At 61.4% G+C, this 14487-nt stretch carries 16 protein-coding genes; 8 read left to right on the forward strand and 8 right to left on the reverse strand.

The annotated features are described in order from the left end of the window. Window positions 1-6: 6 nt before the first annotated feature. From AB4048_RS22300 to ligD, 4 genes are read right to left on the reverse strand one after another with little or no spacing between them, the layout of a single operon-like run. Window positions 7-642, reverse strand: coding sequence for an alpha/beta hydrolase family protein (locus AB4048_RS22300; protein WP_442204210.1), 636 nt, complete (start codon window positions 640-642; stop codon window positions 7-9). 1 nt (window position 643) lies between these two features. Next, window positions 644-1726: a tetratricopeptide repeat protein gene (locus tag AB4048_RS22305; RefSeq protein ID WP_442204174.1), complete on the reverse strand. Its 1083-nt coding sequence runs from the start codon at window positions 1724-1726 to the stop codon at window positions 644-646. Then, window positions 1726-2604, reverse strand: coding sequence for a non-homologous end joining protein Ku (ku, locus tag AB4048_RS22310; protein ID WP_442204175.1), 879 nt, complete (start codon window positions 2602-2604; stop codon window positions 1726-1728). The genes AB4048_RS22305 and ku overlap by 1 nt, the downstream gene beginning before the upstream one ends. 26 nt (window positions 2605-2630) lie before the next feature. After that, window positions 2631-5093: a DNA ligase D gene (gene ligD / locus AB4048_RS22315; RefSeq protein WP_442204176.1), complete on the reverse strand. Its 2463-nt coding sequence runs from the start codon at window positions 5091-5093 to the stop codon at window positions 2631-2633. A gap of 116 nt (window positions 5094-5209) precedes the next feature. Here ligD and AB4048_RS22320 point away from each other — a divergent pair, with 116 nt between their 5' ends. Next, window positions 5210-5716, forward strand: coding sequence for a GAF domain-containing protein (locus AB4048_RS22320; protein WP_442204177.1), 507 nt, complete (start codon window positions 5210-5212; stop codon window positions 5714-5716). Here AB4048_RS22320 and AB4048_RS22325 read toward each other — a convergent pair. Both AB4048_RS22325 and AB4048_RS22330 read right to left on the reverse strand, forming a co-directional pair. Next, on the reverse strand, window positions 5710-6060 hold the full coding sequence (locus AB4048_RS22325; RefSeq protein WP_442204178.1) for a ribbon-helix-helix domain-containing protein: 351 nt from the start codon (window positions 6058-6060) through the stop codon (window positions 5710-5712). The two genes, AB4048_RS22320 and AB4048_RS22325, sit on opposite strands and share 7 nt — an antisense overlap. Window positions 6061-6076: 16 nt before the next feature. Then, window positions 6077-6673, reverse strand: coding sequence for a DJ-1/PfpI family protein (locus AB4048_RS22330; protein ID WP_442204179.1), 597 nt, complete (start codon window positions 6671-6673; stop codon window positions 6077-6079). 336 nt (window positions 6674-7009) lie between these two features. Between AB4048_RS22330 and AB4048_RS22335 the strand changes: the two genes are divergently transcribed. Beyond that, window positions 7010-8845, forward strand: a complete 1836-nt coding sequence (locus tag AB4048_RS22335; protein WP_442204180.1) for an IlvD/Edd family dehydratase — start codon at window positions 7010-7012, stop codon at window positions 8843-8845. A gap of 128 nt (window positions 8846-8973) precedes the next feature. Here AB4048_RS22335 and AB4048_RS22340 read toward each other — a convergent pair whose 3' ends face one another. Further along, window positions 8974-9234: a protealysin inhibitor emfourin gene (locus tag AB4048_RS22340; protein ID WP_442204181.1), complete on the reverse strand. Its 261-nt coding sequence runs from the start codon at window positions 9232-9234 to the stop codon at window positions 8974-8976. A gap of 5 nt (window positions 9235-9239) precedes the next feature. Then, on the reverse strand, window positions 9240-10304 hold the full coding sequence (locus AB4048_RS22345; RefSeq protein WP_442204182.1) for a M4 family metallopeptidase: 1065 nt from the start codon (window positions 10302-10304) through the stop codon (window positions 9240-9242). Window positions 10305-10670: 366 nt separating this feature from the next. On the opposite strand from AB4048_RS22345, the gene AB4048_RS22350 reads away from it, so the two are divergent. The 6 genes from AB4048_RS22350 (at window position 10671) to AB4048_RS22375 (ending at window position 14454) form a co-directional block, all read left to right on the forward strand. Then, complete coding sequence (locus AB4048_RS22350) at window positions 10671-11258, forward strand: VOC family protein (protein ID WP_442204183.1); 588 nt, start codon at window positions 10671-10673, stop codon at window positions 11256-11258. Between the two features lie 18 nt (window positions 11259-11276). Continuing rightward, the gene (locus AB4048_RS22355) at window positions 11277-11969 is read left to right on the forward strand and encodes a glutathione S-transferase family protein (RefSeq protein WP_442204184.1); all 693 of its coding nucleotides are present in this window, start codon (window positions 11277-11279) and stop codon (window positions 11967-11969) included. A 181-nt stretch (window positions 11970-12150) separates the two neighbouring features. Next, the gene (locus AB4048_RS22360; RefSeq protein ID WP_442204185.1) at window positions 12151-12777 is read left to right on the forward strand and encodes a carboxymuconolactone decarboxylase family protein; all 627 of its coding nucleotides are present in this window, start codon (window positions 12151-12153) and stop codon (window positions 12775-12777) included. Between the two features lie 103 nt (window positions 12778-12880). After that, window positions 12881-13123 carry a hypothetical protein gene (locus AB4048_RS22365; protein WP_442204186.1) on the forward strand — a complete coding sequence of 81 codons (243 nt, stop codon included), beginning with the start codon at window positions 12881-12883 and terminating at the stop codon, window positions 13121-13123. A gap of 181 nt (window positions 13124-13304) precedes the next feature. Then, entirely contained in the window at window positions 13305-13739 is a 435-nt protein-coding gene (locus AB4048_RS22370) for a hypothetical protein (RefSeq protein ID WP_442204187.1), read from the forward strand. A 55-nt stretch (window positions 13740-13794) separates the two neighbouring features. Further along, window positions 13795-14454, forward strand: coding sequence for a methyltransferase family protein (locus AB4048_RS22375; RefSeq protein ID WP_442204188.1), 660 nt, complete (start codon window positions 13795-13797; stop codon window positions 14452-14454). The last annotated feature ends 33 nt before the right edge of the window (window positions 14455-14487 follow it).

The following is a 14487-nucleotide window of genomic DNA, read 5'->3' on the forward strand; positions in this document are numbered from 1 at the left end:
CGCCGTCTAGAGCCTCGCCGTCCAGGCCCGGACGGCCTCGGCCATGGTCTTGAGGTGGTCGGCGGTGGAATAGCCTGACATGCTTTTGCGCGGTTTGAGGTCGTGATCGCCGTCCTCGAGCCAAACGATCTCGATCCCCGAGGAAAGCCCATAGTTCGGCACTTCCTCGCGCGTGCCGAACTCGTCACGCGTGCCCTGGCAGATCATCATCGGTGTCTTTAGCCCGGCTAGATGTTTTGTGCGAAGCTGATCCGGCTTGGCGGGCGGATGAAAGGGGTAGCCGAGGCAAAGGAGGCCTGCGATGCTGCCCTTGGAGAAGAGATCGTCGGCGACCATGCTGGCGACGCGGCCGCCCATGGACTTGCCGCCGATGACAAGCGGACCCTTGGCGCCGAGCGCTTCGACCGCTGCCTTATATTCCGGATTGAGCGTTTCCGCGCGCGGCGGCGGCTTCTTGCCTTCGCTCGTGCGCCGCGCCGCCATATAACCAAATTCGAAGCGCGCGACGCGAGAGCCGGCCGCGGCCAACGCCCGCGCCGCAGCTGTCATCGAGGCCGAATCCATCGGCGCGCCGGCGCCGTGCGCAAGCAGAATGGTGACGGTCGCATCCTCCGGGCCGTCGAACAGGAAATCCGGCCCCATCTCAGCCTGCCGACCGTTGCGCGAGTTGAAGATCCACGAACTGGACACCGCGCGCCGCCGTGCGCGCCCATTCGGTTTCGCTGTCGATCTCGAGATAGCGTGTCCACCAGCGCCGCGCCTCGGCAAAGCTGCCAGCATCGAATTCGAGTTTTGCAAGGTTGAAGACTGCATCGCCGTAGTCGCGATCGAGCTCGATCGCTTTCAGAAGATGGCGGCGCGCGGCATCGATCCGTCCGCGCTCGCCCATCAATCCGGCAAGGTTGAACCAGGCCTCCACGAAGCTCGGATCGTGCTTGATGGCGCGCGCGTAGTCATGGGCGGCGTCGAGCTGCCGGCCCGCGGCCCTCAGACAATTGGCCCGGTTGAAGGCGGCGACGGCATCAGCCGGATCCATCGCAAGGTAGCGCTGATAGAAGGCGGCAGCCTCTTCGTAAAGCCCCTCCTCCTCGGCGGACTGCGCAAGCTCAAAAAGCTCTTCCAGCGCTGCATCCTCCGGCGCGCCGAGATCGAGGAGCAACTGCCCATCCAGCTCGCTCAGCCCCTCGGCGCGACGCGCATAGATCGTATCGGAGCCATGCTGTAGCGACAGCGACGTGAGTGCTGCGACCGAGCCGAAGCGATGGACGGAGCGGGCGATCGCACTCCAGCTCGCGCCGCTCTCCATGAGGCCGGCATATTTACGCGAAAGAATGAGATCCCGGAAGGAAAAGGGCTCGCTGTCATGCTCGAAGGCATCGAAAAGGCAAAGGAGATCGAATACTCTTGCTGGAAGTCTGGACTGGTCGATGAGCGCCTGACGGCTTAGCGCCGAGGCCTCGGCGGCAGTTGCAAGGCCGAGCCTGCGGAAAAAGCCATTCTCGCTGAGCGGCAACCGCCCCGCGCCGATCTCCGTCTCAAACCTCGCTTCGAGTTCCGCTTCGTTCGCTCTGACGAGCAAGCTGCGGCCGAAGACCAGATGAGACGTGCGGCGCGTCACGCCGCGCCTCAAATGCCCGTTCTGGCGCTCGACCTCGCGCGCCACCATACGTCGCGGCAAGGCCGAGAGCGCGCCGACGATACCGAATGTCTCGCCGGAAATTCCCATCAGACCTTCTTCTTGGCGGCCGGCTTTGCGCCCGCGGCAGCGCGGGTCTTGGCAACCGGTTTCGCCGCCGGCTCCTCGGCCTTGGTCTTGCTCTTGGCCGGCGGTTTCGATTGCGAAAGGCTCGCCTTCAGAGCATCCATCAGGTTGATGACGTTGCCGCGCTCGGGTGCTGCGGCAATGATCGGCTTGTGACCTTTGAGCTTCTCGCGGATCATCTTCATCAGCGCCGCCTCATAGCGATCCTCGTAGTTCTTCGGATCGAATGTGGTGGTCTTCTGCTTGATGAGCGCCTCGGCGAGCTCAAGCATTTCCTGGTCGGGTTCGCCGATCGGTATTGTTCCGAAATACTCAGCAGTTCCACGTACTTCTGCTGGATTTCTCAGCGTGCACACGAACATTCCCGTGTCGCGGGCGCTGATGGTGATCACCCTTTCGCGGCTTGAAAGCACGAGGCGCGCGATCGCCAGCTTGCCGGATTTCCGCAAGGCTTCCCTCAGCACGACGAAGGTCTCTTCCGCCATGGCTCCGTCGGGCGCCAGATAGTAGGGCGCATCCTGGTATATGAGGTCCACCGACCCCTCATCGACGAAGGCTTCGATGTTCATGGTGTGGTTGGATTCGATCCGCACGCTATCGAGATCCTGCTCATCGATGATGATGTATTTCTTGTCTTCGTATTCGTAGCCCTTGACCAGATCGGCGCGCTCGACGAGCCCGAGTTCGGGATCGACCGGCTTCATGTTGATCCGGTTGTGCGTGTCCTTATGAAGTTGATTGAAGGTGATGCGGTCGCTTGAACTGGTGGCCGGATAAAGCCGCACGGGGCAGCTGACGAGACTTAGCTTCAGATAGCCTTTCCAACTTGCCCTGGGCGCCATAGATGTTCTCCTACGCGGCGAAACGACTACTTGTTACCTCCCGGCAACGGCGGCAGCTCCCTGGCAAAGCTGTCCATATCAGCCCAGGGATCGCCGGATGTCGCCAAAAGGCCCGGAAGGGAAGAATAGTTCAAATCCTGCGGAGCGTCGATAGCCTCAAGATCGGCCCAGCTGACCGGGGTCGAAGCAGGCAGATTGGTGCGTGCGCGTAGCGAATAGGGTGCCGCGGCGGTGTGCCCTCGAGCGTTGCGGTGGAAATCGATGAAGATCCGCCGCACGCGGTTGTCCTTGCCCATGGTCGTGGTGAAGGTCTCGGGCGCAGTGGCGGTGAGATGCGAGGCAATGTCGCTTGCGGCGCGATGCATGGCCTTCCAATTGAGCTTCGGCTTCACCGGCACCACGACGTGCACGCCTTTGCCGCCGGAAGTCTTGACGAATGGAACGAGGCCGAGCGCCGTCAGTTCACCGCGGATGTGCACGGCCGCCTCCACCACTTCCCGCCAACCGATGCCCTCGCCGGGATCGAGATCGAACATGATGCGATCCGGCTTCTCCAGCCGCTTTGCGACCGTTCCCCAGGTGTGAAACTCGACCACCCCGAATTGCGCAAGCTTCAGATAGCCTTTCACGCCTTCGACCGTCAGGTAGGATTTCGTTTCGCCTTCGGAATTCGTGGTTTCAAAGGTCACGACGTCAGGCGGCATGCCTGTAAAGGCGTGGCGCTGAAAGAAGCAATCCTCAGGCTTCATCGTCGGACAGCGCACCAGCGAAACCGGCCGGTCCAGGATATGCGGCAGCATGAAATCCCCGACGAGCGCATAGTAGACCGCAACATCGAGCTTGGTCGGCCCGGATTTGCCGAACATCCGCCGTGTCGGGTTCGTCACCCAGACCCCGGCGAGATCGGTGTCCGAGATCAGGCGCTTTCTCCCAGGCGAAACGGGGGTGGAAAGCTCCACCTCACGCAGCCCCTTGAAGACGGCGTGGCGCAGCGCGTTGTCAGCGGTGCGGTTGGAGTAGTGGATGCGCGCGGAAAGCAACGGGCGAACCCAGATGATGTCCTTCGGCGCCCCTTCGAGCTTCACCGCATCGCCGCGCATCGGCTCCAGGCGCGACAGCAGCTCGCGCAACGTCTTCGCGTCAAAGCCGGTCCCGACCTTACCGCGGTACTCGAGCTCGCCATCGACCCATTCGCCTAGCGCAAGCGCTGCAAGGCCTTCGGCTGCCTCCGACATCGTATAGCCGACGATCACGAAGTCTTCCGATATCAGTGCCTTGGTTTTCATCCATGTCTTCGATCGGCCGCTTTGGTAGGGCGCCGAAGCACGCTTCGACACGATCCCCTCCAGCCCCATTTCAGAGACCCGATCGTAAAGCGCCTTCCCATCGCGTGTGACGTGGTCGCTGTACTGGATGGCCGAGCGCGGAGACAGATGGCCGGCAAACAGTTGTTCGAGCAAGGCCTTGCGCTCGACGAGCGCCACATCCGTCAGGTTCCAGCCGTTGAGGCGCAGGAGATCGAAGGCGTAGAACAGAAGCTTGTTGCCGGCGCCCTCGCTCAGCGCCTGCTGCAGCAGCGTAAAGCGGCTGATGCCCTTGTCGTCGAGAACGACGATTTCGCCATCCATGATAAAATCACGGCTCGGCAGTTGCCGAAACGCCTCCGGCAAATCGCCGTAGCGCTTGGTCCAGTCGAGCCCGGCGCGCGTGATCAAACGGACCGTATTATCCGAAACATGTGCCATCGTCCGGTAACCGTCGAACTTGATCTCATGCAGCCAGTCCTCGCGTCCCTCTCCGCCCGGCGGAACGGCGACCGCGGTTGCAAGCTGAGGCGCCAGCAGTCGTGGCGGCGGCCCCTTGACCGCGCCGGAGAGCGTTCCGGGGTTGAGCTTGCGCGGCTTGGCCGCCAGCTTCGGCGCCTCCGTCAATTCCTCGATGCGCCTGCCGGACTTCACGCTCTCCGGACGAGCGGCAAGTATGTCGACGCCAGGCGCCGCGGCCGGATCGTGCTCCTTGAAGAGCAGCCAGTTGCGGCGCTCCCCCTCGCCCGGCTTCGGCTTCAGCCGCGTCAGCATCCAGCCGCCGCCAAGCTTTTCGCCAGCGAGGCGGAATTTGAAGGCGCCGGACTTCAAACTTTTCTCGACGTCGTCCATCGGCGCCCAGACGCCAGTATCCCAGACGATCATCGGCCCGCCGCCGTATTCGCCCTCCGGGATCACGCCCTCGAAATCGATATATTCCAACGGATGGTCCTCGGTCTCGACCGCAAGGCGCTTGTCGGCCGGATTGAGCGAGGGGCCTTTCGGCACGGCCCAGCTTTTCAGCACGCCGCCCACCTGGAGCCTGAGGTCGTAGTGATCGGCGGTGGCGTGATGCTTGTGGACGACGAAGCGATTGCCGCCCTCCTCGGCAACGCTGCCGAGCGGCTCTTCAGTCTTCGAAAAATCCCGCTTCGCGCGATAGTCGCGCAGTTTCGACGTCGCCATCGTCTCAAGCTACGTGCTGTCGCCTTTTCCGGCAATATGCCGAGCAAACACTTGCGCGCCGGACGGTCGAGACACTATCTGGGGCTACGACCACACAACAGGCGTGAGCTTTCCCGATGTTTCAGACAACAGCGATCGACGACCATAACAACAAACCGGCCTTTTACGACGCGCTTTGCGGGCAACTGAAAGGCCTGCTGGAGGGCGAGACCGACCTTATCGCCAACGCCGCGAACACCTCCGCGCTGCTTTTCGATCAGATGCCGGACCTGAACTGGGCCGGCTTCTATTTTTTGAAGAGCGACGACGAACTCGTTCTCGGACCGTTTCAGGGCAAGCCCGCCTGCGTACGCATCGCCGTCGGCCGCGGGGTCTGCGGGACCGCCGTTGCCGAGGCGCGCTCGATCACTGTCGAAGACGTGCATGCTTTTCCGGGGCACATCGCCTGCGATGCCGCCTCGCGCTCGGAGCTCGTCGTGCCGCTGAAGCACGATGGCCGCGTTCTCGGGGTCATCGATCTCGATAGCCCCATCCCCGCCCGCTTCGATGCCCACGATCAGGCCGGCATCGAAAGCGTGGCGGCAATCTTTGCCGCCGCGAGCTACCGAACCGAGGCTCAGTGATATTTCTGGCGCTCGCGGATGAGGATCGCCGGTGCGTTGAGCCCGGCGATCGGCTGCGTGACATCGGCGGGAATGTCGCCGGTGAGCTGCAGGTCGAGATAGCGGGAACAACATACCCTCAGAAACGACGTGAAGTTTCCGAGGTCGTGGCCCGCATCGATCGATTCATGATGCAGCCGGGTGATCAGCTGGACGACGTTCATCCCGTCGCGGCGGGCGATTTCCTCAAGCTTCGACCAGAAGAAGTTCTCCAGCCGGACGCTCGTCACCATCCCGTCGATGCGCAACGATCGCGTCGTACTCTCCCAAAGTTTCGTATCCGCCTTGATGAACAGCTCGCACATCCGATCCTCCCGACGCTCAGGCCGCGTCGGTTTGTAGCACAGCGGCTGCGTTGACCACAGCCATGAACTGACTGAGCCACGCCGGGTGTGCGGGCCATGCCGGCGCGGTCACGAGATTGCCATCCGAAACGGCGTCGCTGATGGCGATATCGGCGTAGGTGCCGCCGGCAAGCTCGACCTCGGGCCGGCAAGCCGGATAGGCCGAGCAGGTGCGCCCCTTCAACACGCCCGCCGCCGCCAGGAGCTGCGCGCCGTGGCAGATCGAGGCAACGGGTTTCCCGGCGTCGAAGAAATGGCGCACGGCCTTGATGACGTCAGGGTTGAGACGGAGATATTCGGGCGCCCGCCCGCCCGGTATGACAAGGGCATCATAGTCTTCCGCGCGGACGCTCTCGAAGGTGGCGTTGAGCGCGAAGTTATGGCCGCGTTTTTCCGAGTAGGTCTGATCGCCTTCGAAATCGTGGATAGCGGTGGCGACCGTTTGGCCGGCGGTCTTGCCGGGGCAGACCGCATGAACCGTATAGCCGCAGGCAAGCAGCGTCTGGAACGGCACCATGGTTTCATAGTCTTCGGTGAAGTCGCCGGTGATCATCAAAATCTTCGGTGCTGGCATGATTTCCTCCCGTGAACCAACTGAAAAACACTAGCAAAGGCCTGCAACGGGCGGGTACTAGCCGAATACTACAGGCGAAATTAGCCGCCCGACGCTTGAGCCCGCACCAACGATATAGCGCGTGGACAAGGAAAGCGTACGACAGCCGGCGTTGAACCAGCACCCAAGCAGCGAGATGGAGCGCAACCGGCGCGGCGTTCACTGCCGCTCTCTGGTATGTGTATCCGCCTCAAATATACAATTTTGATATATCTAGATGCAAAACACTGATTATACATTCGGTGGGGGATCAGCTAGACCGTTCAGACTGTTCCCTCAACGTGTGGACTCGAAGCCATGGATCGCAAACCCCCTGCTCCCGCCAACCCGCAAGCCACGGCAGACGTACCTGAACGCCCGTTGCGCTCGAAAGCCTGGTTCGACAATCTGCACAATCCCGACATGACGGCGCTCTATCTCGAGCGCTACATGAACTTCGGGCTGAGCCAGGAAGAATTGCAGTCCGGCCGCCCGATCATCGGCATTGCCCAGACCGGATCCGATCTGTCGCCCTGCAACCGCCATCACCTCGAGCTTGCAAAGCGCGTGCGCGAAGGCATTCGCGACGCCGGCGGTATCGCGATCGAGTTCCCGGTTCACCCCATCCAGGAAACCGGCAAGCGCCCGACAGCCGGCCTTGACCGCAACCTCTCCTATCTCGGCCTCGTCGAGGTGCTTTACGGCTATCCGCTCGACGGCGTGGTGCTGACCATCGGCTGCGACAAGACCACGCCGGCCTGTCTGATGGCCGCGGCAACCGTCAACATTCCAGCGATCGCGCTCTCCGTCGGTCCGATGTTGAACGGCTGGTTCCGCGGCGAACGCACCGGCTCGGGCACCATCGTCTGGAAGGCCCGCGAAATGATGGCGCGTGGCGAGATCGACTATCAGGGTTTCGTGAAGCTCGTTGCCTCGTCCGCTCCCTCGACCGGCTACTGCAACACGATGGGCACGGCAACGACGATGAATTCGCTTGCCGAAGCGCTCGGCATGCAGCTGCCCGGTGCTGCCGCCATCCCGGCTCCTTACCGTGACCGTCAGGAAATCTCCTACGAGACGGGCCTCAGGATCGTGGAAATGGTGCGCGAGGACCTCAAGCCCTCCGACATCCTGACCAAAGAGGCCTTCATCAACGCCATCCGCGTCAATTCCGCGATCGGCGGTTCGACAAATGCGCCGATCCACTTGAACGCGCTCGCGCGCCACGTCGGCGTGGAGCTGACGGTGGACGACTGGCAGACCTACGGCGAGGAAATCCCGCTGCTCGTCAATCTCCAGCCGGCGGGTGAATATCTCGGCGAAGACTATTATCATGCCGGCGGCGTTCCGGCTGTGATGGGCGAGCTGATCAAGCATGATCTGATCAACACCAGCGCGATCACCGCCAACGGCAAGACCATCGGCGAAAACTACACCTCCGCCACGATCGAGGACGACAAGGTCATTCGCCCCTTCGAGCGTCCGCTGAAGGAGCGCGCCGGCTTCCGCGTGCTCAGGGGTAACCTGTTCTCCTCCGCCATCATGAAGACGAGCGTGATCTCCAAGGAGTTCCGTGACCGCTACCTGTCCAACCCCGACGATCCCGAGGCTTTCAACGGCCGCGCCGTGGTCTTCGACGGACCGGAAGACTACCATGCCCGCATCGACGACCCATCGCTTGGCATCAATGCTTCGAGCGTCCTTTTCATGCGCGGTGCCGGCCCGATCGGCTATCCGGGCGCGGCGGAAGTCGTCAACATGCGCGCGCCTGACTACCTGTTGAAGCAAGGCATCACGTCGCTGCCGTGCATCGGCGACGGCCGTCAGTCGGGCACCTCCGGCTCGCCCTCGATCCTCAACGCCTCGCCCGAGGCAGCCGCAGGCGGCGGTCTGGCGATCCTGAGGACCGGCGACGAGGTGCGCATCGACCTGAAGAAAGGCACAGCCGACATCCTGATCGACGATGCGGAACTGGCATCGCGCCGCGCCGCGCTCGAAGCCGCCGGCGGCTTTGTCTATCCTGAAAGTCAGACGCCCTGGCAGGAAATCCAGCGCAATCTCGTCGGCCAAATGGAAACCGGCGCCGTGCTGGAATCGGCGGTGAAGTACCAGCGCATCGCGCAGACCAAGGGCATCCCGCGCGACAACCACTGAGGCGACGCCCGCAGCCAGTATCCATCGCCGGCCAACTGCAGTTGGCCGGCGATTTCTATTAGAGCGAATCTGCTTTTGTTTCACGCAATTCCGGACGGAAAAGCGTTTCACACTTTCCCGGTACTGCTCTAAATCTGCAATTTCGGGATCGCCTTCAGCGCTTCGGGCATTTCGTGCTCGGGCACGACGAGTTGCCGTGTCACGCCGTCCTTCTCCACCGTCAGGCGGTAAGTGAACCGGTCCGCGCCGGGGGCCGGCGCGGTGGAGGGAGGCGATGCCAAAAGGGTCTCGACCGCCCGGCGCTCAGCCGGCGTCAGATCGCTGTCGGCTTTCTCGCCGCGCGCCGGTCGGCCTGCAAACCCGCCTCGCCGCTCAATGATCAGATGCATGGCGCTCAAGATACAGCAATTGGAACCTTCACATCCGCCCATGCTTTTGCCAGGGCATCCTTGACCTTGGCCTTATCGGCGCCCTGCCACCGTCCGGCGGCGGCAAGCGTTGCGTTGGCAAAGTCGCTGATGGCCGCCGAGGACGAGAGATGCCGTCCAGTGCAGGCATCGTACCAGACTTTGATGGGCGCGTCCCAGGCGTTGCCGCCAAGGGTCCTGGCGAATAGCGCGAACGCCTTGTTCGGTATGCCGCTGTTTTCGTGCACATCACCCGTCGGGTCGAAATCGTCGTAGCTGTCAGGCTGGGGGCTCAGGCAATGCTTGCTGGTTGGATCGACCATATCGCGCAGGCAGGTATATCCCTTGGCCTTCGCCGCCGGCCCCATGATGCCTGCTCCGACCAGCCAGCCGTCCTCGTTGCTCGCCGGCAGCTTGTTGAGCCATTGATTGAACACCGCGCCAAAGCAGTCGCTGATGCTTTCGTTGAGCGCGCCGGACTCGCCCTCGTAGCGTAGACCGCTCTCGTGCTGCGTGACGCCGTGCGTGAGCTCATGGCCAATTACGTCCGCGGACCGCCAGAAGTCGACGAATATCTGCTGGTCGCCGTTGCCGTAAACCATCTGCTGACCGTTCCAGAAGGCGTTCTGGTAGTCGACGCCATAGTTCAGGCTGGAAATCAGGTCCATGCCGCGATTGTCGATGGAGTTACGTCCGAATACGGTCTTGTAGAACTCGCCGACCTTCGCAGTCGTGGCCTCCACGGTCTTGAACGGATCCTTCTCGGTGCTCTTTACCAGTGCACCCGGAAGGGATTCGCGATGCTTGCAGTCGAAGAGGCGCTCGACAGGCGCATGGGTGACGGCTTCGGCAATGAAGCTGCGTCTCGTCGTCACCATCGCGAGGCGGAAGCCTTCGCGGATGCTGCGCAACCGCTGCGTCTCCAGAAAGCTGTCCTGGAAAACAGTGCGAGAAGCAGCCTTCAGGAGTTTGCCCTGACTAAGCTCCCTCAGCACCGCAAGCGGGATGATAAAGCAGCAACCACAACGCATTTGGAGAGAGTTGGTATTCATCGCCCGATGCCTCCGTCCTCGGCGTCGCCCTCACCGGCTCGACGCCAGTTAACTCCCGGTCGCACAAGCTGGAATCTACGGCTTCCGGTCTCCGCCGGAATAGTCAAATTGACCTAACGGCAATAGCCTAATCACAGTATGAGACCGCCGCCGCACATCTCCACGCAACTGGTGTGCGGGGCCGATTTGGACTAGCATCGGATCCAGCGGCCAAGAGAATTCGAGCGCGTATCCGCGACGTCCTCGTCGTATCGACCCGGATTGCGACCGTGCCTATGTGCAGCATTAAAGCCGGAACAACAGAGGAATACGCGCACGGGCTTAACCTCGAAGGTACGGGTCCGGTTCGTGCGTCGGGAGGAGACGATGCGCAAGCTTCAATCGCAAGGCGTCCACCACATCACCCTGGTCGGCGCGGACCGCCAGACGTCCATCGATTTCTGGGAGGGCGTCCTTGGAATGCCCTTTATCTTCGAGCAGCCGAACCTCGATCGGGCGACCGAAAGCCATCTCTATTTCGACCCCGGCGACGGGCGTCTCATCACCATCTTCACCGACGAGACGCGCAAGCCCGAACCGCAGCGAACGCCGACGGATATCGGCTGCGTTCACCACATCGCCTTTGCCGTTTCCCGCGTTACCTTCCTGCAGGCCGTCAGCCGTCTTGATGAGCGCAAGATCAGGCACAGCGGCGTCAAGGACCGCGGCTTCATGGATTCCATCTATTTCGAGGATCCGCTTGGCCTGCTGGTCGAGCTTGCCTCTTACCGCTTCGAGCCGCCGCAGGGCTACACCCACGCCGATGTGCTCATGGAGGCGCACAAGATCCGCGTCGCGCGCGGCGACTACAATATCGCCGAGTTGCATCTCGCCGATGCAATCGAGACATTGACCGCAGCAAGCCGAGCCACGCTATCGCCGAGCAGAGAGCCAAAAGATCCTTATAAAATATAATATTGGGGAGTGAAACTCATGTCGGACATCAAGCTCAACATCATCAAGCCGAGCGTCAATAACATGACTGCCCGTGTCTTCCTGCGCGCGGCGGGCTTCAAGTTCACGGAGAACGACGTCTATGGAAAGACGCGCTCCGCCGAATACCTGGCGATCGCGCCGTCCCACCTGACGCCGCTCCTGGAAACGGACGATCTGCCAAAGGGCGCGCTTTGGGAGAGCTGCGCAATCATGCAGTATCTCTGCAACAAACACGACCTTGAGACCTTCTACCCGAAAAACCCCGAACAGCGCGCGATGATCGACAGCGCCATGTTCTATCTGATCGGTACATTCTATCCGTACCTGGCGCGCTCCACCTATCCTGCCCTCGGCTTCCCGCAATATCCGGGAGAGGTCGGCCATAGCGATGCGGATGCGGACACCAAGGAGAAGGCACGCACGCTCGCCGTCGAGGCGCTTGCAGAGCCGCTTGACGTTTTTCGGGCGTTCTACCTGGACGGCAAGCCGTTCATCGGCGGCGCCAACCCCTCGATTGCCGATATCCGCCTTGCCGCCACCCTCGAATTTCTCGCCGCGATCGACTACCCGCTTCCGGCCTGGGCCAAGACTTACACGGCGAGCATGGAGAAGACCCTCGGCGACGCCTACTCCGAGCCTGCCGCCGACGTTCGCGGCTACATCAATTACGTGCGGTCGCAGGCGAAATAAGCTAACCAACGCCTCGACTAAGCACTGCGCAGCAACAAATATACGGGCGGCACCGCGGCGTCCCACCGCCGCCATGTCACGGATCAACAAGATCTTTGCTCGCCGGATCGCGAGCCTTCTTGCCGCGTTCTACTGATCTGGTCACCGGGGCCATTCCGTTGCACATCAAGGAGAAAGGGCCATGGCTTTCATCTCTACCCCCTCTCACCACCAAGCCAGCGAAAGCACCGCGACAATGTTTGCAGACGCTACGGCTGCCTATGGCTATCTGCCGAACATGTACGAACTTTTCGGTCATCGGCCCGAAGTGATGGAGGCTTGGGGCGTGCTTTTGGGGCACATCAAGGAAAACATGCCCTCGCGTCGCTACGAGCTGGTAACCCTTGCCGCGGCGAAGGAGCTGAAGAGCTCCTATTGCATGCTTGCGCATGGGTCGGTGCTGCTCGAGGACGAAATGACGCCCATGGAGCTCGTGGCGACCGTCGAGACGCCTGAGAGAGCACCGATAGAACACGTCGAAAAGGCCATCATGTCTTTCGCGTTGAAAGTGGTTCGTGATGCCACCTCCGTCACGCGGGAGGATGTCGACGGGCTTCGCCATCACGGCCTGACGGATGAGGAAATCTTCGACATAACGACTGCCGCCGCTGCTCGCTGCTTTTTCAGCAAGACGCTCGATGCCTTGGGCGCGCTGCCCGACCACGTCTACCAGGAAAGGCTCGGGCCGGTCGTGCGCAAGGCACTGACGATCGGCCGGCCGATAGAGCCGGCAAAAGACGCAGCTCCGGCGGCTGTTATGTCTCGATAGGCTCAGCGACCGAACTCACGAAATCGCCACCGATCCAACTTTACTTCCAGCGAATTTGGAACCTTTGCGTGTCTAAAACATCTTCCGGTATGGGAGATTGGACATGCACGTAGACGAGAACACCGACAAAGCACTTCAACTGTTCATGACCGAGTATCACATCGAGGATCGGGATGTAGCGATACGCCGCATTGTGCAGGATTGGCTGGCGAGCGCCGGATATTTTTCAAGCGGGACGCTTCCAAAGATCAAGGGCGGCCTTGCGACGGTCGAACCGGACGACCGGGAGACCGTTCAATATCCGGAATTTCGCGACGGTGACGGTGGCCCCGGAAGTGGCGGATGACTTACTTATAACTTTAGGAAACGACGATAATAAATTGATTTCTTTATATTTCGAATAACGATCTTGGCCGCTCTTTCTCACTGTTTCTGATCGTGATTGGACTTCTCCACGCACCGGAGTCACGATTATCCAAGGGACCGCGAGGCATGGCACAGCAACCAACGTCTGAACGGAGTCCAAGATGAAATATCACACACTCGATGAATTGCGGACGGTCGCGGAGGTCGAACCTCATGGGGCTCGGACGCTGTCTCGGAGCGAGCGGCTCGGCCGCTGGGCGGAACTCCTGGAGCGAAATCCTCATTGGCATCTATCGACTTTGCACCAGACGGAGTACCAGACGCCTGAGATCAGGGCGGCAATGCGCAGCGATCATTCGCCGCTTACGGTTGCCTTCAACGATCCGCTCCTTCGCGCCGCGGGCATGGCAGACGACACATATGGCGAAGCGAGGCGGTTCTTCGACTTGGAAGACGGCCAGCTGCACGAGATCATCTGCTATTGCCATTTCGGCGCTACAGTTCCGGCGTCGTCGGCCGCACGTCACATCCGCACGCTCCTGACACCTCCCCGCGTCAGCCTGCTTTCGAGGCTGCGGCAGCTGGTGTTCGGATAGCAACCCGCATGGTGGACGGCATCATCGTCGGCAGCGCCGATGCGTGGGCGCGCTCATGATGCCGAACTCCAAATTGATTTTTGCATCGGCGGCAGCGGTGCTTCTCTACCTCGGGCTCGCAATCGCGGGATCGGGTGGAGTGCGCGCCTTTTTCATCCATCCGCCATTCATCGCCCTGACGGTCGTACTCGTCGCATTGACCCTCGCGGCGATCTTCACGGAAGGCAATCTCAGCACGGGCGAGCGCGAGGATCGGTCTAACCGCTGGGTACTTGCCGCATTCGGCATCATTGGACTTCTGCTTGGCTACATTCCTGCTCTGACCGACCGCCTGGATGTGTGGGTATTCGGTGGTGACGCGGTTCGCTGGATTGGCGTCCTGCTGTTTGCGGCTGGCGGCGCCTTGAGGCTCTGGCCGGTTTTCGTTCTGGGCCGCAGGTTCAGCGGCCTCGTGGCCATTCAATCCGGTCACACCCTGGTGACGGGCGGCATTTATCGCCTTATCCGCCATCCGAGCTATCTTGGGCTGTTCGTCAGCACGCTGGGCTGGGCGCTCGCGTTCCGCTCACTTATCGGGGTGTTGCTGACGGCGCTGATGATCGTGCCGCTGATTGCCCGCATTCGCGCCGAAGAAGCGTTGTTGTCATCGCAGTTCGGCGAAGAATACGAAGCATACCGTCGGCGGACCTGGCGTCTCATTCCGGGCCTCTATTGATCCGTTGCTACGCACTTCCCGACGGAAAACCGC

This window comes from Rhizobium sp. RAF56 (genome assembly GCF_052113965.1).
GTDB lineage: Bacteria > Pseudomonadota > Alphaproteobacteria > Rhizobiales > Rhizobiaceae > Rhizobium.